This is a genomic window from Dactylosporangium sp. NBC_01737, from assembly GCF_035963215.1.
Classification (GTDB): Bacteria; Actinomycetota; Actinomycetes; order Mycobacteriales; family Micromonosporaceae; genus Dactylosporangium.
Genome location: NZ_CP109153.1, coordinates 858,908 through 877,155 on the forward strand (window position 1 = coordinate 858,908; position 18,248 = coordinate 877,155).

Annotated in this window: 19 protein-coding genes; 9 read left to right on the plus strand and 10 right to left on the minus strand. The window is 72.0% G+C overall.

What is annotated here, in order from left to right:
* Positions 1–7: 7 nt before the first annotated feature.
* Positions 8–598 (minus strand): O-methyltransferase, encoded by a 591-nt coding sequence (locus OHA72_RS03890; protein ID WP_327011450.1) that lies wholly within the window; start codon positions 596–598, stop codon positions 8–10.
* A 163-nt stretch (positions 599–761) separates the two neighbouring features.
* Between OHA72_RS03890 and OHA72_RS03895 the strand changes: the two genes are divergently transcribed.
* Together OHA72_RS03895 and OHA72_RS03900 are read left to right on the plus strand one after the other, a co-directional pair.
* Positions 762–2,063, plus strand: a complete 1,302-nt coding sequence (locus tag OHA72_RS03895) for a S1C family serine protease (protein ID WP_327006477.1) — start codon at positions 762–764, stop codon at positions 2,061–2,063.
* Between the two features lie 68 nt (positions 2,064–2,131).
* Positions 2,132–2,551 carry a twin-arginine translocase TatA/TatE family subunit gene (locus OHA72_RS03900; protein ID WP_327006478.1) on the plus strand — a complete coding sequence of 140 codons (420 nt, stop codon included), beginning with the start codon at positions 2,132–2,134 and terminating at the stop codon, positions 2,549–2,551.
* 1,234 nt (positions 2,552–3,785) lie between these two features.
* On the opposite strand, the gene OHA72_RS03905 is transcribed toward OHA72_RS03900, so the two are convergent.
* Positions 3,786–4,775 carry a DNA glycosylase family protein gene (locus OHA72_RS03905; RefSeq protein WP_327006479.1) on the minus strand — a complete coding sequence of 330 codons (990 nt, stop codon included), beginning with the start codon at positions 4,773–4,775 and terminating at the stop codon, positions 3,786–3,788.
* Positions 4,776–4,983: 208 nt separating this feature from the next.
* On the opposite strand from OHA72_RS03905, the gene OHA72_RS03910 reads away from it, so the two are divergent.
* Positions 4,984–6,126 carry an Mrp/NBP35 family ATP-binding protein gene (locus OHA72_RS03910; RefSeq protein WP_327006480.1) on the plus strand — a complete coding sequence of 381 codons (1,143 nt, stop codon included), beginning with the start codon at positions 4,984–4,986 and terminating at the stop codon, positions 6,124–6,126.
* A gap of 17 nt (positions 6,127–6,143) precedes the next feature.
* Here the strand turns inward: OHA72_RS03910 and OHA72_RS03915 are convergent, their stop codons facing one another.
* Positions 6,144–7,676 carry a leucyl aminopeptidase family protein gene (locus OHA72_RS03915; protein WP_327006481.1) on the minus strand — a complete coding sequence of 511 codons (1,533 nt, stop codon included), beginning with the start codon at positions 7,674–7,676 and terminating at the stop codon, positions 6,144–6,146.
* Positions 7,677–7,769: 93 nt separating this feature from the next.
* The gene (locus tag OHA72_RS03920) at positions 7,770–7,937 is read right to left on the minus strand and encodes a DUF3117 domain-containing protein (RefSeq protein ID WP_081971220.1); all 168 of its coding nucleotides are present in this window, start codon (positions 7,935–7,937) and stop codon (positions 7,770–7,772) included.
* Between the two features lie 232 nt (positions 7,938–8,169).
* Here OHA72_RS03920 and OHA72_RS03925 point away from each other — a divergent pair, with 232 nt between their 5' ends.
* The 4 genes from OHA72_RS03925 to OHA72_RS03940 all read left to right on the plus strand — a co-directional run bounded on the left by OHA72_RS03925 (position 8,170) and on the right by OHA72_RS03940 (position 12,403).
* A complete protein-coding gene (locus OHA72_RS03925; RefSeq protein WP_327006482.1) occupies positions 8,170–8,964 on the plus strand; it encodes a PaaX family transcriptional regulator in 795 nt (264 codons plus the stop codon).
* A 117-nt stretch (positions 8,965–9,081) separates the two neighbouring features.
* Positions 9,082–9,867, plus strand: a complete 786-nt coding sequence (locus OHA72_RS03930; RefSeq protein WP_442788509.1) for an enoyl-CoA hydratase/isomerase family protein — start codon at positions 9,082–9,084, stop codon at positions 9,865–9,867.
* A 45-nt stretch (positions 9,868–9,912) separates the two neighbouring features.
* Positions 9,913–11,169: a DUF1800 domain-containing protein gene (locus OHA72_RS03935; RefSeq protein ID WP_327006483.1), complete on the plus strand. Its 1,257-nt coding sequence runs from the start codon at positions 9,913–9,915 to the stop codon at positions 11,167–11,169.
* Between the two features lie 10 nt (positions 11,170–11,179).
* Positions 11,180–12,403, plus strand: coding sequence for a DUF1501 domain-containing protein (locus OHA72_RS03940; protein ID WP_327006484.1), 1,224 nt, complete (start codon positions 11,180–11,182; stop codon positions 12,401–12,403).
* 73 nt (positions 12,404–12,476) lie between these two features.
* Here OHA72_RS03940 and OHA72_RS03945 read toward each other — a convergent pair whose 3' ends face one another.
* From OHA72_RS03945 to OHA72_RS03965, 5 genes are read right to left on the minus strand one after another with little or no spacing between them, the layout of a single operon-like run.
* Positions 12,477–12,989: a hypothetical protein gene (locus OHA72_RS03945; protein ID WP_327006485.1), complete on the minus strand. Its 513-nt coding sequence runs from the start codon at positions 12,987–12,989 to the stop codon at positions 12,477–12,479.
* Positions 12,990–13,014: 25 nt separating this feature from the next.
* A complete protein-coding gene (locus OHA72_RS03950; RefSeq protein ID WP_327006486.1) occupies positions 13,015–13,578 on the minus strand; it encodes a GrpB family protein in 564 nt (187 codons plus the stop codon).
* Positions 13,579–13,621: 43 nt separating this feature from the next.
* The gene (locus OHA72_RS03955) at positions 13,622–14,200 is read right to left on the minus strand and encodes a DNA-3-methyladenine glycosylase I (RefSeq protein ID WP_327006487.1); all 579 of its coding nucleotides are present in this window, start codon (positions 14,198–14,200) and stop codon (positions 13,622–13,624) included.
* Between the two features lie 21 nt (positions 14,201–14,221).
* The gene (locus OHA72_RS03960) at positions 14,222–14,710 is read right to left on the minus strand and encodes an SRPBCC family protein (RefSeq protein WP_327006488.1); all 489 of its coding nucleotides are present in this window, start codon (positions 14,708–14,710) and stop codon (positions 14,222–14,224) included.
* On the minus strand, positions 14,707–15,258 hold the full coding sequence (locus tag OHA72_RS03965) for a DivIVA domain-containing protein (RefSeq protein WP_327006489.1): 552 nt from the start codon (positions 15,256–15,258) through the stop codon (positions 14,707–14,709). Before OHA72_RS03965 ends, OHA72_RS03960 begins: the two co-directional genes overlap by 4 nt.
* A gap of 73 nt (positions 15,259–15,331) precedes the next feature.
* On the opposite strand from OHA72_RS03965, the gene folP reads away from it, so the two are divergent.
* Entirely contained in the window at positions 15,332–16,195 is an 864-nt protein-coding gene (gene folP / locus OHA72_RS03970) for a dihydropteroate synthase (protein ID WP_327006490.1), read from the plus strand.
* A 46-nt stretch (positions 16,196–16,241) separates the two neighbouring features.
* Here folP and OHA72_RS03975 read toward each other — a convergent pair whose 3' ends face one another.
* Positions 16,242–16,628, minus strand: a complete 387-nt coding sequence (locus OHA72_RS03975) for an NADH-quinone oxidoreductase subunit A (RefSeq protein WP_327006491.1) — start codon at positions 16,626–16,628, stop codon at positions 16,242–16,244.
* 146 nt (positions 16,629–16,774) lie between these two features.
* Between OHA72_RS03975 and OHA72_RS03980 the strand changes: the two genes are divergently transcribed.
* Positions 16,775–18,160 (plus strand): hypothetical protein, encoded by a 1,386-nt coding sequence (locus OHA72_RS03980; protein ID WP_327006492.1) that lies wholly within the window; start codon positions 16,775–16,777, stop codon positions 18,158–18,160.
* Positions 18,161–18,248 lie beyond the last annotated feature (88 nt).

Sequence of the window (18,248 nt, forward strand, 5' to 3'; positions counted from 1 at the left end):
CCTCCCGCTACTGCGCCCTGGCCGCCACGAGGAGGCCTTCGCCGAGGGGGAGGATCGCCGGTACCCACGCGTCGCTGTCGCGCAGTGCCTTGACCGCCTCCCGCAGCAGGACGGTTTCCGAGTCGCGGATCGTCGGGTCACTGACGCGTCCCCCGCCGAGCGCGCCGGCCAGCACGAGGGTCCCTCCGGGCCGCAGCAGTCGCTCGGCGGCCGCGGTCACCGCCACGTACTCGCTCGGGTCGTGGTCGACGAACACCAGGTCATAGGCGCGGTCCGCGAGCCGTGGCAGCACGTCCAGGGCCCGTCCGCTGATGATCCGGGTCCGCGACGGCGGGTTGCCGGCCGCGGCGAAGACCCGCCGGGCGACCCGTTGATGCTCCGGTTCGAGGTCGATCGTGGTGAGGACGCCGTCGCGGCGCATGCCACGCAGCAGCCACCCGCCGCTCACCCCCGTGCCGGTGCCGACGTCGACGACGGCCTTGGCGTTGCTGACCGCGGCGACGACCCGCAGCGCCGCGCCCTCGCCCCGGCTCACGGCGGAGATGCCCAGCTCGGCGGCCTGCTCACGGGCTGCGGTGAGCACCGGATCCTCCAGCACGTAGCCGTCGACGAAGTCGGCGAACTGTTGCGCGGCTCTTACGGACGGGGGGATGTCGCACCTCCAGGAGACGTCGATCCCCGCAAGCCTAGGAGACCTCGCCCTCACGTGTGGGATGCCGGCCCGTGTAATGCTGGATGCGAAACGGACGGAGGAGCCGATCGTGACAGACGGTTCGGCCTGGCGTCAGCCTGGCCACGGCGCACCGACCAGCCACGCCGGCTGGCCGATGCCGCCCGCGCAGCCGCGACCGCAGCCCGCCCCGAGCAGCTGGTGGTCCGACGCCCTCGCAGACCCGTGGCGCGACCCCGACGCGCAGGTCGTCGTGGTCAAGACCCCGGCCGAGGAGCCACCCGAACTGGAGAAACCGCCGCCGCCCGGGCAGGCCCCGCGCATCGGCATCGGCCTGGTGCTGATCGTGTCGATCGTCACGGCGCTGCTCGCCGGCGCGCTCGGCGGCACCCTCGGCTACGTCTTCGCCGCCGGCGGGGGCGGCGTCCTGGGCGCACCGCCGCTCGGCAGCGACCCGCCACTCAACGGCCGCGCCCCGGACACCGTCGCGGCCCTGGCGAAGAAGGTCCTCCCGAGCGTCGTCACGATCAGCATGCGGGTCGGCTCCGGCACGTCCCTCGGCTCCGGCTTCGTGGTCTCCGCCGACGGGTACGTCATCACCAACAACCACGTCGTGCACGGCGGCAGCGGCTCGGCCACGATCCGCTTCAGCGACGCCTCCGTGGCACCCGCCACGGTCGTCGGCGGCGACGACGAGTCCGACATCGCCGTGCTGAAGATCGAGACCGCGGGCCTGCCCGACGGCCAGCTGCAGCCCGTCGAGTTCGGCGACTCCGACCAGCTCCAGGTCGGCGACCCCGTCGTCGCGGTCGGCGCGCCGCTCGGCCTGACCAGCACCGTCACGTTCGGCGTGGTCAGCTACCTCGACCGTCCGATCCGCACCAGCGAGGGCGGCACCGCCCGCTACTACTCGGCGATCCAGACCGACGCCGCCGTCAACCAGGGCAACTCCGGCGGCCCGCTCTTCGACGGCGCCGGCCGTGTCGTCGGCATCAACTCCGTCATCGGCACCCTGTCGGAGGACCAGGCAACCGCCGGCAACGTCGGCCTCGCCTTCGCCATCCCGATCAACCACGCCCGCCGCGTCGCCCAGGACGTCATCAACACCGGCAAGGCCCGGCGCACTGTGATGGGCGTCTCACCCGACCCGAGCTACCGCAACCCGGCCGGCGGCGCCCGCCTCGCCTCCGTCGAAGCCAACGGCCCGGCCGCCGGCGCCGGCCTCCACGCGGGCGACGTCATCCTGGCCGTCAACGGCAAGCCCGTCGAGGAGTTCTGGGACCTGACGGCTCTCATCCGCAAGTACGCCCCAGGCGCCGTCGTGGAGATCCAGTACCTGCGCGGCACCACCAAGGAGAAGACCTCGGTGACCCTGGTCGCCGACGCGAAGTAACCGGTGGGCCCTCCCGGATCAGGCCCGTGAGTGCGTAGGCTGACGGGCGAGAGCAGGGAGGGCCGGCAATGGGCTTGGAAAACCTCGGTGGCTGGGAGTTCATCGTCATCGTGCTGGTCGGGCTGTTCATCTTCGGCCCGGACCGGCTGCCGAAGGCGATCAGCGACGGCATGCGCATGCTCCGCAACGTCCGCCAGATGGCCCGCAACGCGACCGGCGACCTGAGCCGCGAGCTCGGCACCGACATCCAGCTCGAAGACCTCCACCCGAAGGCCTTCCTCCGCAAGCACCTGCTGAGCGAGGCCGACGAGGCCGCCCTGCGCCGCCCGCTGCAGGACATCGTCGGCGAGGTCCGCGGCGTCGCCGACACCGTGAAGCGCGACGCCCAGGCCGCCGCCAACGGCACCGCGGCCGTGACTCCCGCCCCGTCGTCTCCGGCCGCGCAGCCAGCCGCTGCGGCTCGCCCTTCCTGGGACGACGTCACCTAGGCCTTTCCTGGACCTGCTCTTCGCGTGCGGTGTTTTGGCATGCCCGTATAGAAAATCCATCACGGCTGCGGCCTTCGGCGGCGCGACGGGTGGCGTGGTTGTGGTCCGTGCCGTGCCTGGGTGATGTCAAGCCAGGTCCGCGCTCACATGACCCAGCGCCGTCGAGCGCTTCATTCGGTGGTTCCACACCGCCGCTGGCTTCAAAACGAAACCTTCCTCGATCGCCGGACCGGCGCAGGTCGTCACCCGCGTGGCCGAATGGGCGATTTACGGTCTTTGTGGCCCGGCTGCTCGGAGTCGGCGGCGACGGATGCCGCAACGGCCGCCCTCGATCGGCAACCGAGCCCTTGGGGAACCACACCGAGGCGCCGCTTCGACACGTCAAGACCCACGCCCGCCCACGGACGGCGATCTCCATGGGGCAGCCGAGCATCGCAGTGGTCCGAGGCGCTGCGTAGCCGAATCCCGTCACCGCCGGACCTGGTCGCCGATGGGACGATCGGGCGATTTATGCCTGTTCTAACCGATCGTCCAAATAAGGACGGAGACTGCAGGGGATGTCCCGACGGCACCGGAGCCCGCGAGGACGCCATGAACACCGGCCCGCGACGACACGGGCCGCACAGGGGCATGGGTCACCGAGCATCTCGCGCCGCGGCACGACGCGGCGCGACGCGGCGCGAGACGGGCGGCACGACGCGGCGCGACGCGGCGCGAGACGGGCGGCACGACGCGGCGCGACGCGGCGCGAGACGGGCGGCACGGTGGCGTTCGGACGGTGACCTTGGTGCAGGGACCATGACAGCTGGGATCGGTCCGGTCGCCTCCGATGCCGACGGGGCGATCCAGTCACCAGAGCGGCAAGCCTCCTTCAGTTAAGGGCGGGGCTCCTCGTTCAACTCGGCGTGGGCCGCGTCGCAGAGCGAAGCGGCGCGGCAATGTCGGTGATTGCTCTTGTTGTGAAGCCAGCGGAGGTGTGGAACCACCGAATGATGCGCTCCACGGCGCTGGATGAGGTGAGTGCGGACCCGGCTTGGCATCACCCCAGGCACGGCACGGACCACAACCACGCCACCCGTCGCACCGCCGCAGGCCGCGCGGAGCCACCAAGGCCGCAGCGGTGATGGATTTTCTATTACGGGCATGCCAAACACCGCACGCGGAGCGCAACCCCCGGCCCCGCTCCCGCGCCGGAAGAACAGCAAGTCGGCGCGGGAGCGGAAAGCAGAGCCCGTCACCCAGCCGGCACCTGCGCCGCCTTGCCAGAACGCGACGAGCGCGAGAACCTGGCGGACCGCGCGGCCGCCCGCTGGTCGCGCTCGATCCAGTCCAGCGCGGTCCGCGCCGTATACGCCCACCAGCCGATCGTCGGGCCATACCAGTCGCGGAGCTCGCTCGGTGACGGTGACGGATCGCCGTAGATCGTGGCGGCGGCGGTGAGGTGCTGCTGCAGCTCCAGCGGTGCCCGGTCGGGGCGGCCGAGGACCCGCAGGAGCAGCGCGTGGGCCGTGAACGGGCCGATGCCGGGCAGGGACAGCAGCGCCGCATACACCTCGTCGGCGGGGCCTGTGCGCAGCCAGTGCTCGTCGAGGGCGCTGAGGCCCATGAGGACCGTGTGCAGGCGCCTGGCGCTCAGCCGGTTGCTCGCATACTGCTTGAGCCCCTCGACGCCCAGCGCGGTCAGCGTGGACATGGGCGGGAACGCGGCATAGGCGACGCCGTCGACGACGCCGTGCGGGCCGTGGTCGGCGAGGAGGCGGCGCTTGTAGACCTTGGCGAACCAGTGCGTGGAGTGGTGCACGAGGGTGTAGAAGACGGCGCCCTCGGCGAGGGAGGCGAAGCGGACCTGGTGGAGGCCCTCGGCGACGGCGAGGACGGGGGTCATCGCCGGGTCGGCGCGGGCGAGCTCCAGGAACGTGTCGCGGTCGTCGCGGAGGCTGAGCCAGTCGCTGACCCGGTCGCCCACCGCCGTGGTCTCCGCCGGGGTGAGCGCGTCGTCGCTGAAGATGGTGACCGCGACGCCGTCGTCGCGGCCGACGACTTCGGTGACGACGGCGCGGGTCGGGTCGGTGGGGTGCAGGAACGCCCGGCGGACGCGGCCGTCGATGACGAGCTGGTCGCCGCTGCAGGGGGCGAAGGACTCCATGGCGCGCAGCGAGGAGCCGAAGTGGAACGGGGCGGTCGCCTGCAGGACGGTGCCGGTGGTGGTGCCGAGTTCAGTCATGCCCCGATTTTCGAACAGGGGTACGACAATTTTGGGTCATGCCCGGGCAGAGAAAAAGCCGCGTGCCTCAAGGGGCGAGGCGCGCGGCGTTGCCAACGATCATCCCACCGCCCGGGACGCGGGACAAGCCCGTCATCGTCCGTGTGATGTGTTACCGCGGGCGCCAGGTCACCCGAATAGGACAGGGGGCCGACGTACGATGGCTGACATGTCAGCCCCGGCCACCACCGTCGAAGCCGCGATCGCCGCCGCCCTGTCGACCGTCGACGACCCCGAGATCCGTCGCCCGATCACCGAGCTCGGCATGGTCCGTGACGTCGTGCTGCGCCCCGACGGGGTCGCCGTGATCGGTCTGCTGCTGACGGTCGTCGGCTGCCCGTTGAAGGACAAGCTGCGCAACGACATCACCAACGCGGTCGGCGCGGTCGACGGGGTCACCGGGGTCGAGGTCGACTTCGGGGTGATGACCGCCGAGCAGCGCAAGGAGCTGCAGAGCAGCCTGCGGGGTGACGTGCAGGAGCCGGTCATCCCGTTCGCCCAGCCGGGCTCGCGGACCAGGGTCTACGCGGTGGCCAGCGGCAAGGGCGGCGTCGGCAAGTCCAGCGTGACGGTCAACCTGGCCGCGGCGCTCGCCGTGAAGGGGCTGCGGGTCGGCGTCGTCGACGCGGACATCTACGGCCACTCGGTGCCCCGCATGCTCGGCGCCGACGGCCGGCCCACCCAGGTCGAGTCGATGATCATGCCGCCGTCGGCGCACGGTGTGAAGGTCATCTCGATCGGGATGTTCACCCCGGGCAACACGGCCGTGGTGTGGCGCGGGCCGATGCTGCACCGGGCGTTGCAGCAGTTCCTCGCCGACGTCTACTGGGGTGACCTGGACGTGCTGCTGCTGGACCTGCCGCCGGGCACCGGTGACGTGGCGATCTCCCTCGCCCAGCTGCTGCCGTCGGCGGAGATCCTGGTGGTGACGACGCCGCAGGCCGCCGCCGCGGAGGTCGCGGAGCGGGCGGGTTCGATCGCGCTGCAGACGCACCAGCGCATCGTCGGCGTCGTGGAGAACATGTCGTGGCTCGAGCTGCCCGACGGTCAGCGCATGGAGATCTTCGGCAGCGGCGGCGGGGCGCAGGTCGCGGAGTCGCTGGGCCGTCTGGTCGGCGCGCCGGTGCCGCTGCTGGGGCAGATCCCCCTCGACACACGGCTGCGGGAGGGCGGCGACGCCGGCGTCCCGCTCGTGCTGTCCGACATCACGGCACCGGCGGCGGCGGCGCTGATCGCCGTCGCGGACCGGCTCGCGGTGCGGCGGGAGAGCCTCGCCGGCAAACCGCTCGGTCTCAAGCCCGCCGGTCGTTAGAAAAGCGAGCCACCGGATCAGGCGGTGGCTTCGAGCCAGCGCAGCAGCGTGCGGACGCCCCAGCCGGTGGCGCCCTTGGTCAGCTCGCCGTCGGCGGAGTCCGCCCACGCGGACGAGGACATGTCCAGGTGCGCCCACTGATCGCGCAGCCCGCCGGTGAATTCGCGCAGGTAGAGCGCCGCCATCAGCGAGCCGGCCCCGATGTCGGTGGAGTTGACGAGGTCGGCGACGTCGCTGTCGAGCGCGTCGGCGTAGTCGTCGTGCAGTGGCATGCGCCACATCGACTCGCCGGCAGTCGCGGCGGCCTCGGCGAGAGAAGTGGCAAGGGTGTCGCTGTGGCTGTAGAGCGCCGCGGTCCGTTTGCCGAGGGCGACGCCCTGCGCGCCGGTGAGGGTCGCCAGGTCGATGATCGCGTCGGGGCGCAGCCGCCGCACGGCGTAGGCCATCGCGTCGCCGAGGACCAGGCGGCCCTCGGCGTCGGTGTTGTAGATCTCGCTGGTGGTGCCGCCGTAGTGGCGGACCACGTCGCCGGGGCGGAACGAGTCGGCGCCGAGCGCGTTCTCCGCGAGCGGCGCGATGGCGGTGACGCGCAGCGGCAGGCGCAGCGCGGCCGCGGCGAGGGTCGCGCCGATGACGGCGGCGGCGCCGGCCATGTCCTTGCGCATGAGTTTCATGCCGGACAGCGGCTTGACGCAGATGCCGCCGGTGTCGAACGTGATGCCCTTGCCGATGAGGACCACGTGCCGCCGGGCGCCGCGGGGACGCCAGGACAGCTCGAGCAGGCGCGGGCCGCGGGTGGAGCCGCCACCGACGGCGAGGATCGCGTTGAACCCCTCCTCGGCGAGGGCCTTCGGGTCACGGACGGTCGTCGTGAGCCCCGGCACCCCGGCGGCGGCCTTCTCGACCCGCTTCGCGAACCAGGCCGGGGTCTTCTCGTCGCTGGGCATGTTGGTGAGGTCCCGGGCGAGGACCGTCGACTCCGCGACGGCCTTCGCCAGGGCGAGCCCGGCGGCCAGGTCGGCGGAGGCCGCGACGGCGCCGGAGGGCGGGACGAGCACGATACGGCGCAGCGCCGGCGGGTCGTCGGCGCCGAGCCGGAAGCGGTAGGAGGCCAGCCACAGCCCCTCCCCCAGCCCGCGCACCGCCGCCGGCGTGACGTCGTCGGGCAGCACCACCATGAGGGTGGGCTCGCTGCTGGCGGACTTCGCCAGCTTGGCGCCCGCGGCGCGCCAGTCGGCCTCCTCGCCGGCCCCGACACCGATGAAGAGCAGGCGGTCAGGGCGGCGCCCCGGGCGCGGCAGCTTGTGCATGGTGCCGGCCGACCCGGAGTGCTCGACGTCGGCGAGGAACGCCGTGACGTCGTCCAGGTCGGCCGGGCCGAGCTTCAATCTCCCCAGCGACAGCCGCACGGCCGCGAACCGTGCCGCCGCGAGCTGCGCTGACGACGGGTCGTCAGATGCAGATGTGGTGTCCCCGCCGGCCGGCACGACGACGGCGACCGCGCCGGAGGCGTTGCGGGCCGTGGCGAACCGTATGTCCAGCAAGAGCATGCCTCCACTAAAAGTTTCCGCGCACACCTCGGGGAGCGACCGCCTCAGGGCCACTCGGTTGCGCGGGGTCGTGCCGGATGAACGAAAAAGACCTCAGCCAGTGGCGGTCTTCAGCGCCTCGCTGAGCTCGTTGGCCTCATCCTTGGTCATCTCGACGACGAGCCGCCCACCACCTTCCAGCGGGACCCGCATGACGATGCCCCGGCCCTCCTTGGTGACCTCCAGCGGACCGTCGCCTGTCCGCGGCTTCATGGCCGCCATGTTGTCTCCCTTCGCTCCCTGATGTCCCAGACACCAGGTGGCACAGCCGTCCCCGCATGCCCGCGCGGCCTCTCACCAGCGTCGACCGGGACCTGCCTCCCGGCCGTCCGACTCGTGATGAACGCGCCAACAGATGATTTTCCCTGATGATGGCCCCAAGACCCAAACTGGGATGCGAACCATGTGACAACTCCTGGCGGTGGATGCCGGTCAACTGTCACAATAAGCGGCCATGCAGGCCCGGTCCGCCCTCTTTGATCTCTATGGCGACCATCTCCGTCCCCGCGGTGGACGGGCCGCCGTAGCGGCCCTCGTGCGCCTGCTCGCGCCCCTCGGCATCGCCGCGCCCGCCGTCCGGACCGCGGTGTCGCGGATGGTGCGGCAGGGTTGGCTGCACCCTTTACGGTTGCCGACCGGCCCGGGCTACGGCATCACCCCGAAGGCGGCACGGCGGCTCGATGCGGCGGGTGCCCGCATCTACCGCACGCCGAAGGGCGGTGCCGCCGAGGCCACCTGGGACGGACGCTTCGATCTCATCACGTTGGACCCGCCGCAGCACCGAGGCGCGCGGGCGAAGCTCGTCGCCAACCTCGGATTTCTCGGGTACGGGGCGATCGACCCCTCCACCTGGATCGCGCCGCGCCCCGGCGAGGGCGTCGACGCCCTCCTCGCCGAGGCCGGGGTGCGCTTCGACCGGTTCAGCGCCAGTCACGTCGCCGGCGGCGGATCCCTCGTGTCGCGGGCGTGGGACCTGGACGAGATCGGCGCCGCGTACGAGCAGTTCGTCGCCAGGCTCACGCCGCTGGTGTCGGGCATCGGCCCGGGCACCGACGACGAGCGGGCGTACGCGGCCAGGTTCACGCTCGTGCACGCCTGGCGGGCGTTCCTGTTCCGGGACCCGCAGCTGCCGCCGGAGCTGCTGCCGCAGCGCTGGCCCGGCACCGCGGCGGCCGCGTTCTTCGACCGGCATGCCGGGCGGCTGCGCCCCGCCGCCGACCGTTACGTTGACCAGTGTCTGCACAGCTAGCCCGAGAAGCAGCCAGCCCGAGAAGCAGCTGGCCCAGAGAACAGCTGGCCCAGAGAACAGCTGGCCCAGAGAAACAGCCAGCACCGAGAAACAGCCAGCACCGAGAAAGGGATCCGCATGAGTCTGCAGGTCGAGCGCAATGGCGCGGTCGCCGTCGTGACCCTGAACCGGCCCGAGGCCCTCAACCCGCTGGACACGGCGACCAAGGTGGCCCTGCGCGACACGCTCAAGGACCTCGCCGCCGACCCCGCCGTGCGGGCGGTCGTGCTCGCGGGCGCCGGCCGGGCGTTCTGCGTCGGGCAGGACCTCCGCGAGCACGTCGCGCTGCTGGAGTCCAGCGACCCGGCGCCGCTGTCGACGGTCCGGGAGCACTACAACCCGATCGCGGAGTTGATCGTGGGCATGCCGAAGCCGGTGATCGCCGCGGTACGGGGTATGGCGGCGGGTGCCGGTGCGTCCCTGGCGCTGCTGGCGGACTTCCGGGTCGGCGGGCCGGGGACGAAGTTCCTGATGGCGTTCGCCAACGTGGGGCTGGCCGGTGACACCGGCGTGTCGTGGACGCTGCCGCGGCTGATCGGCCACGCGAAGGCGACGGAGCTGCTGATGCTGGCCGAGCCCGTCGACGCGGCCACCGCGGACCGGCTGGGCATGCTGTCCAAGCTGGTCGAGGACGACGAGCAGGTGCTGCCCACCGCGCTGGCCCTCGCGGAGCGGCTGGCCGCCGGCCCGACCGTGGCGTACGGGCAGATCAAGCGCCAGCTCGCGACCGGCGGATCGGCGGGGCTCACCGAGGCCCTGGAGGCCGAGGCGGAGGCGCAGGCCGTCTGCGGCCGGACCACGGACCACCAGGCATCGACGGCCGCCTTCGTGCAGAAGCAGAAGCCGGTCTTCAACGGGGCCTGATCGCGGCTTTACCTGCCTCGAACACACCGGTCCTACTGTGGCCGCATGGCCGATCGGAAAGCACTCGCACACCTGCTGCGCCGCGCGACCTTCGGACCGACCGCGGAGGAGGTCGACGCGGCGGAGCGGGCGGGCGCCGTCGCGACCCTCGACGCCCTCCTGAACCCGCCGACCGCCGACGGAGGCGCCGCCCGTACACCCGTGCCGAAACTGCCACCGGTGATGAACGCCAAAACCGAGCGGGCCGAGCAGATCCGCGCCGTGGGCTCGTGGTGGCTGGACCGGATGGTCCAGGCCGAGCACCAGCTGCACGAGAAGCTGACGTTCTTCTGGCACGGGCACTGGGCGACCTCGGCGGACAAGGTGAAGTCCGGTCCGCTGATGCTCGGCCACCAGCAGACCCTGGCCCGCACCGCGCTCGGCGACTTCGGCACGATGGTGCGCGCCATGCTGCGCGACCCGGCGCTGATCATCTGGCTGGACGGGCAGAAGAACACCGTCAAGGCACCCAACGAGAACCTGGCCCGCGAGCTGATGGAGCTGTTCACCCTCGGCGTCGGCCACTACACCGAGCAGGACGTCCGGGAGGGCGCCCGCGCGCTGACCGGCTGGGTCGTGGACACGAAGACGGGCACGGCGAGCCTCAACCCGAAGCGGCACGACGCGAAACCCAAGACGATCCTCGGGCGCACCGCCGACCTCGACGCCGACGGGTTCGCGGCGCTGCTGCTGGAGCAGCCGGCGTCCCCGGAGTTCATCGCACGCCGGTTGTGGCTGCGGTACTGCAGCGACGCCCCGATCCCGCAGCCCACCCTGGACGAGGCGAAACGGCAGCCGACCACGGCGGCGATGCTGCGGGTGCTGCTGCTGGCCGACGGGCACGCGGAGCTGGTGAAGCAGCCGGTGGAGTGGCTCGCCGGCGCGCTGCGGCAGCTGGGGCTGCGCCCCGGTGAGCTGCCGGACAACCAGCGCAAGCAGCTGCAGAGCGGGCTCAACCAGCTCGGCCAGGTGCCGCTGCGGCCGCCGAGCGTCGGCGGCTGGCCCGCCGGCGCCGCGTGGCTCACCACGTCGGCGACCCAGGCCCGGTTGAAGGTCGCGCAGCTGCTGGCCGGCAAGGCCCCGCAGCCGGTCCTGGACCGACTCGGCGCGGCGCCGCAGGGGCAGCGGGTCGACGCCCTCGCCCGGCTGCTCGTCGTCGACGCGTTCACCGACCGGACCCGCGCCGCGCTCGACCCGGCCGCCGGGGACCCCCGCAAGCTGCTTGCCCTGGGTCTGGCGAGCCCCGAATACGCGATCCAGTAGGAGGCCGCACATGGACACCGTGACCCGGCGCAAGTTCCTGATCACCAGTGGCGTCGTCGGCGGCGCAGCCCTGGCCGCGGGCGGCGCGTGGACGCTGCGCGACGTCTTCGACACCGCGACCTGGGACGACCGGCCCGGCGACGCGAAGACCCTCGTCCTGGTGACGCTGTACGGCGGCAACGACGGCCTCGCCAACGTCATCCCGTTCGCGGAGAAGGGCTACCGGGAGGCGCGCAACGAGCTCGCGTACACCGCCGATGAGGTCATCCGGCTCGACGACACCGTCGGGCTGAACCCGGCCCTGACCGGCTTCAAGCGGATGTACGACGCGAAGAAGCTCGCGATCGTCCGCGGCGTCGGGTACCCGAGGCCCGACCACAGCCACTTCCGGTCGATGGACATCTGGCAGACCGCGCAGCCGGAACGCCCCGGCAACACCGGCTGGCTGGGCCGCTGGCTGGACACGTTCGGCGGCGACCCGCGGCACGCGGTCTCCTTCGAGCCGGTCCTGCCGCCGCTGCTGGCCGGCGCGACGAGCGCGGGCGCGGCGGTGCCGGTGACGGGGCTCGCCCTGCCCAACGGGGTGCGGACCGCGACCCTGGAGCAGTTCGGTGCCGCCTCGGCCGGCGAGCCGGCGCTGCAGGCCAGGGCCGCCCGCGCGTTCGCGGACCTGGTCAGCGTCGACGCCCTGATCCACAGCGCCGACGGCGCCCCCGACGACGCCGACGACGAGGCCGGCGGCACAGGTACCGGCGGCAGATCGGACCTGAAGGCGCAGCTCGACCTCGTCGCCCGCTGCGTCGAGGCGAACGTCGCGACCCGGGTGTTCTCGGTGTCGCTGGGCGGCTTCGACCTGCACGCCGAGGAGCGCGACTCGCAGGAGAACCTGCTCAAACGCCTCGACGAGGCGCTGACCGGGTTCGCGGAGCGGATGGCGAGGACGGAGGCGGGCCGCAGGGTCGTCGTCGCCGTCTACTCCGAGTTCGGCCGGCGGGTCGCCGCGAACGGCTCGGACGGCACCGACCACGGCACGGCGTCGAACATGTTCCTGCTGGGCAGTCCCGTCACCGGCGGCCTGTACGGCGAGCAGCCGAGCCTGTCGGACCTGGACAACGGCGACCTGAAGTTCACCACCGACTTCCGGTCCGTCTACGCGACGCTGCTCAGGGACGTCCTGGACGCCGACCCGCAGCAGATCCTCGGCTACGACCGGGCGCTGCAGGGGGTGCTGTGACTCGCTCCCGCCCGGGATCCAGGTCGGCCCTGGCGGCTCACTCCTGCCCGGGATCCTGGTCGGCCCCGGCGGCTCACTCCTCCTCGGGGTCCTGGTTGGCCTCGGCGCCGAGGACGAACGCCTGCATCGCGAGCTCGTCGCCGGCGGGCCACACGAACGCCGGCAGCTCCGCCGGACCGAGGTCGCGCACATAGGTCCAGAACTCCCGGACCGCCTCGGCCGGTGACGCCGCCTCGATCGGCAGGTCGACGCTCACCAGCCAGGTGCGTTTCCCGGTGACGTCGGCGGTGGTGGTGCCCGGGTCCCCGTGGGGGGCGGCCGCCGTGAAGGCCGCCTCGTCGATCGGGTGTGTCCCCTGGCCGAGCGCGGCCGCGAACGGCAACGGCGCGTCGACCAGGTTGACCGTGTAGCGCAGCCGGCCTTCGGCGTCGGCCCGGGCGACGCCGAAGACGACGGGCGGGTCCAGGGCCGCGACCAGCAGCGCCTCGTCACCGGCCGGCAGCTCGGCGCCCGGCGCGAACTGCGAAGCGTAGAGACGCTCCTGCGAATACTGCTCCTCGGAAACGACCACCGCCCATTTCGCCATGACCCCATTGGATCATCCGGCGGGATCAGCGCTGCTCGACGGTCCAGCCGGTCTGGTCGGCCCACTGCTCGGCCCGGTCGAGCATGTCGAAGATGAACTCGGTCTTCGCCCGCGTGTAACGCTCCCGATCGTCCGCGAACCGGATCGCGAGGCGCCGCTTGACCTGCGCATACGCGTCGGCGGCGAGGTCGTGGTTGCGCAGGAAGTCCACGAAGAGCAGCTGGACCCGCTCGTGGGAGGAGCCGCGGGAGGTGACGTGGACGTGCCGGGTGCGCGGCGGCGCGGCGGGCCGGTAGAACGACCACGACGCGGCCGGGTCGCGGTGCGCCAGGGCCATCCCGGTCGACTCGACCGCGGCCCGGTAGCCCTCCCGGTCGTGCTCGTCGGCGACGACGACGAGGATGTCGATGACGTTCTTCGCGGCGAGGCCGGGCACGGCGGTGGAGCCGATGTGCTCGATGCGCAACGCCACCGGGCCGAGCGCGTCGGCCAGCTCGTCGCGGTAGTAGGCGAACTTCGCCGGCCAGCCCTGGTCATAGTCGACCAGGTCGAGTGGACCCCCGTAGTCGGCGGCGAACTCGGCGGTCATCCGTCCACACTCCCGTCGCTCACCGGGTGATCGTCAGTCCGGATCATGGCCGCTCGAGCTGCACAAAACAAGAGGCGAGGTGGTCGTCGACCATGCCGGTGGCCTGCATCAGCGCATAGGCGGTCGTCGGGCCGACGAACTTGAACCCGTGCCGTTTCAGGGCCTTGGCCAGGGCTTTGGACTCCTCGGTGACGGCCGGCACCTCGGCGAAACTCGCCGGGCGGGCCGCTCTGGGCTCCGGCGCGAACGACCACAGCAGCGCGGCGACCCCGCCGGGCAGCTCGGCGGCGGCGCGGGCGTTGGCGATCGCGGCCTCGATCTTCGCCCGGTTGCGCACGATGCCGGCGTCGGCCATCAGCCGCTCGACGTCGGCCTCGCCGAACTCGGCGACCTTGGCGATGTCGAAGCCGGCGAACGCCTCCCGGAACGCGGGCCGCTTGCGCAGGATCGTGATCCACGACAGGCCGGACTGGAACGCCTCGAGGGTGAGCCGCTCATAGAGCCCGTCGTCGTCGCGGACCGGCCGGCCCCACTCCGTGTCGTGATAGACCGCATAGTCCGGCGTGGAACCGCCCCAGGCGCACCTGGCCAGTCCGTCGTCCCCGATGACCACATCAACCACGTCACGGAATCTACTGCAGCCCTACGACAGTTTCCCCGCCTCGACGAGCCGGGCGAAGCGGCGCAGGGCACCGGTGAGACTGACCTTGGAGCCGGGCCACAGCACCGGCCAGGCGGCCTTCCCCGCGGCACCGGCCGGCAGGTGGAACCATTCGTGCCACACGACCTGGGTGCGGTTGGCGCCCAGCGGCGTGCAGCGCAGCACCCCCGGGCCGCGCAGCACCTTGCCGTGGTGCACGACGCGGACCTCGTAGGGCGGGTCGACCTTGACCACGCGCATGAGGTCGCGCAGCGCGGCCGGCCCGACCCGCGTGACCGCCTCGATGGAGCTGCCCTCACCGCCGTCGCCGGACAGCACCCGGACCGTGGTGAACGGGATCCAGTCGCTCTGCCGCGGCCAGTCGATGAGCGCGGCGAAGACCCGCTCGGCGGGTGCCCGGACGATCACCGTCGCGGTCACCTCGCCGGTGCCGGGTTGTGCGACCTCGTCGTCGAACGACGGATCGGTCACTTCACCACCGGGGACGGACTGCCCCAGGTCTCGTCGCTGGGCAGCCCCCAGCTGTTCGCGGCGCCGTCCTCGGGCGCGTCGCCGTCCTCGGCCGCGGACTTGTCCAGGTCGACGGGCTTGTCCAGGTCGACGGCCGCGTCGGCCGGCGTCTCCGGCTTCTCCGTCACGACGTTGGTGCCGCCAGCGCCGGTCACGGCGGCCTCGCGGGCGTCGCGGAGCGCGTCGGCGTCCTCGGTGCGACCGTCGCGCAGCGCCTTGACCTCGGCTTCGAGGACCTGGATCAGCTCCTCCTTGTAGCCGATGTCGTAGCCGGCGCGGCGCAGCGCCGCGTCGACCTGCGCCATCCGGTACCCGCGGAGGGTGGTGTCGAAGCGCACGTGCCCCACGTCGCCCTCCACCAGCGGCCGGGACGAGGGCAGCGGCACCGCGCGCCCGTCGGGCTCGTGACCTTCGATCCCCGGGTCGTCGCCGGTGATCAACAAGGACACGCCGAACCCGATGGCCCCGACGACCACGGCGGCGATCAACACCAGGAGGAACTCAGCCATAGGGGGAATCGTGGCACGCTGACTGGGCGCGGGCGACCCCGGCACACCCATCTGAAGGAAAGACGGAGGATCCATGATGTTTCGGCTGGGCCGCCGGGAGTTCACCGACAGTGACTACGCGGTGATGGCGATCGTGAACCGTACCCCCGACTCGTTCTTCGACCGGGGCGCGACGTTCGCGGAGGACGCCGCGCTGCGGGCCGTCGAGGCGGCCGTCGCGGAGGGCGCGGACATCATCGACATCGGCGGCGTGAAGGCCGGCCCGGGCAGCACCGTGGACGCCGCGGAGGAGCTGCGCCGGACACTGCCGACGGTCGTCAAGGTCCGGGAACGCTTCCCTGACGTGGTCATCTCCATCGACACGTGGCGGGCCGAGGTGGCCCGGGAGGTCATCGCCGCCGGCGCGGACCTGATCAACGACACGTGGGCGGGCGCCGACCCGGACCTTGCGACGGTCGCCGCGCAGACGGGCGCCGGCCTGGTGTGCTCCCACGCCGGCGGGCTCACCCCGCGGACCCGGCCGCACCGCGCGGCCTTCGGCGATCCGGTCGAGGATGTGGTACGCACAGTGACGGCGCTCGCCGAACGGGCGGTGTCCCTGGGGGTCCGCAGGGACGGCATCCTCATCGATCCGGCGCATGATTTCGGAAAGAACACCCGGCACTCCCTCGCCATCACCAACCGGCTCGACGAGATGACGGCGACCGGGTGGCCGGTGCTGGTGGCGCTGTCGAACAAGGACTTCATCGGCGAGACCCTCGACCTGCCGGTCGGCGAGCGTCTCGAGGGCACCCTCGCCGCGACGGCCGTGTCGGCGTGGCTGGGCGCGCGGGTCTTCCGGGCGCACCAGGTGCGGGCGACCCGCCGGGTCCTGGACACGGTCGCGGCGATCCGCGGCGACCGCCAGCCCGCCGTCGCCCGGCGCGGCCTGGCTTAGCGGTCTGGGTTGGTGGCCTGCCCCGGCTCCACGGCCGGCGCGGTGGTCAGGTCCAGCGCAGGATGCGCTTGCGCCACGCGTAGAGGATCCCGAGGGCGAGGACGGCGACGAAGATCGCCATCTCGACGACGGCGGCGGCCCCGAACTCGGGCCGGTCGAAGATCACGGCCCACGGGAAGAGGAACACACTCTCGACGGCGAACAACGCGTACAAGAACGCGTACACGTAGTAACGGATCTGAGCCTGCGCCCAGTCGCCGCCGACGGGGTCAAGCCCACATTCGTAGGTGTCGAACTTCGCGGCGGTAGCGCCACTGTCAGCCGATCGGCGGGGACCTAGCAGCCGAGCGGCCGTAAAGGCAGCGACGAAGACGCCGGCGCCGACCAGAAGCAGGAGGCCGAGCGTCGCATAACCACCCAGATAACCACTCACAACACGCACCGTACTCGCATAACCACGATCTCCGAGATGCCGAAATCCAGAACTTGTCTAGATAATGGGCTTCCTTGCTTAACGGCAAGCATGTGCCCCACCCCCAGGAGCAAGCGGACCGCCGCCGAGATACGAGGACGCCCCCCATGGAAGCACCCGCGCGCCGCCGCGCCCGGCTTCGTGCTGCCTTCGTCGCGCTGAGCACTGTCTGCTCGCTGCTGTTCATGCTCTCCCCCGCCGCGTACGCCGAGCCGGACCCGGAGCAGACGACCGAGGCCCCGACGGACCCGCCGGTCACCACCGACCCGCCCGCGCCGACGGTCGAGCCGACGACCGAGGCCTCGCCACCGCCGACCACGGAGGCTCCCCCGCCACCGCCGAAGGTCCGCAAGTTTGCGCTGACGGTCAGCGACGTCGTGCTCGGCGACGGGTACTGGCAGGGCGACGGCTCGTCCAAGCTGGTCGTCTCGGTGCAGAACCTCGGCGACGTCCCCGAGACCATCACGGGCTTCTACACGTTCCCCAGCGGCACCCGTGCCACCGGCGGGTACGGCACCGACGGCTGCACGACCAGCAACGGCACGCTGAGCTTCAGCTGCCCCCTCGCGCCGGGCAAGATCGGCCACGTCGTGGTCAACGTCGACGTCGCGCTGGACGCGTGGCGGCTGTCCGGATCCGGCAACGTGACCGCCGTGATGGAGAACTTCCCGCAGAAAGTGCGAAATTTCTCAATCACCTTCAGCACCAAGCCGCCGGTGCCCGGCATCGAGCTCATGGCCGACCCGATGACCCTCCCCGTGCAGACCACGCCGCGCACGGAGAACGCGACACTGCAGGTCAAACTGCGCAACACCGGCTCGGCGAAGGCCGCCGGCGCGGTCGAGGTGGTGACCCCGCCGGGCGTCGACGTGGTGTCGTTCCCGAGCGCGTGCAAGGTGAAGAAGAAGCTGACACCCGAGCGGGACCGCTGCGAGCTGGGCGACATCGCCGCAGGTAAGGACGTGTCCGCGAGCTTCGTGCTGTCGATCAGCGCGTCCGCGCGGGCCGAGGTGCCGCTCACCGGCGCGGTGCACGGCTACCTGGCGCCGATCGGCCGGGACGCGGTCGAGACCCGCGCCGACTACCGCATCAGCGGCCCGCCGCTGGCCGGTGAGTCGCCGCTGCCGACCGAGGCACCGGCGTCGCCGGTGGCCGTGGCGGTCGCCGCCACCTCCGACCCCGCGAAGCGCCAGCGGCCCGCCAGTGGCCTGCTGACCAGCGATCCCTTGTCCAGCGTGCCGTTCGTCGGCGGGATCATCGGCCTGGTCGCGCTGGTGGGTTTCCTGGTGGTGCTCTCGCTGCGCCGCCGCCTGCGTGACGAGTCCGACGTGCCCGCCGCCGAGGAGGAACTGGTCACCGTGCCGGCGCAGCGCACGAGTGACGAAGATCTACCGGCGCTGCCCCAGCGCACACCGATCCCCAGGTCGCTGACCCTTCCGAGGCTGCCCAGCGGCCCCGTCGCCGGGTCGAGCTTCCGCAAGGACGACGAATAAGCGCAGAATAACGGAGTTTGTGCGGTTCCACGGCAGCCGCACAAATCCGGGATCCGACCCACACGGGCAACTGCGGCGGCTGCAGGCG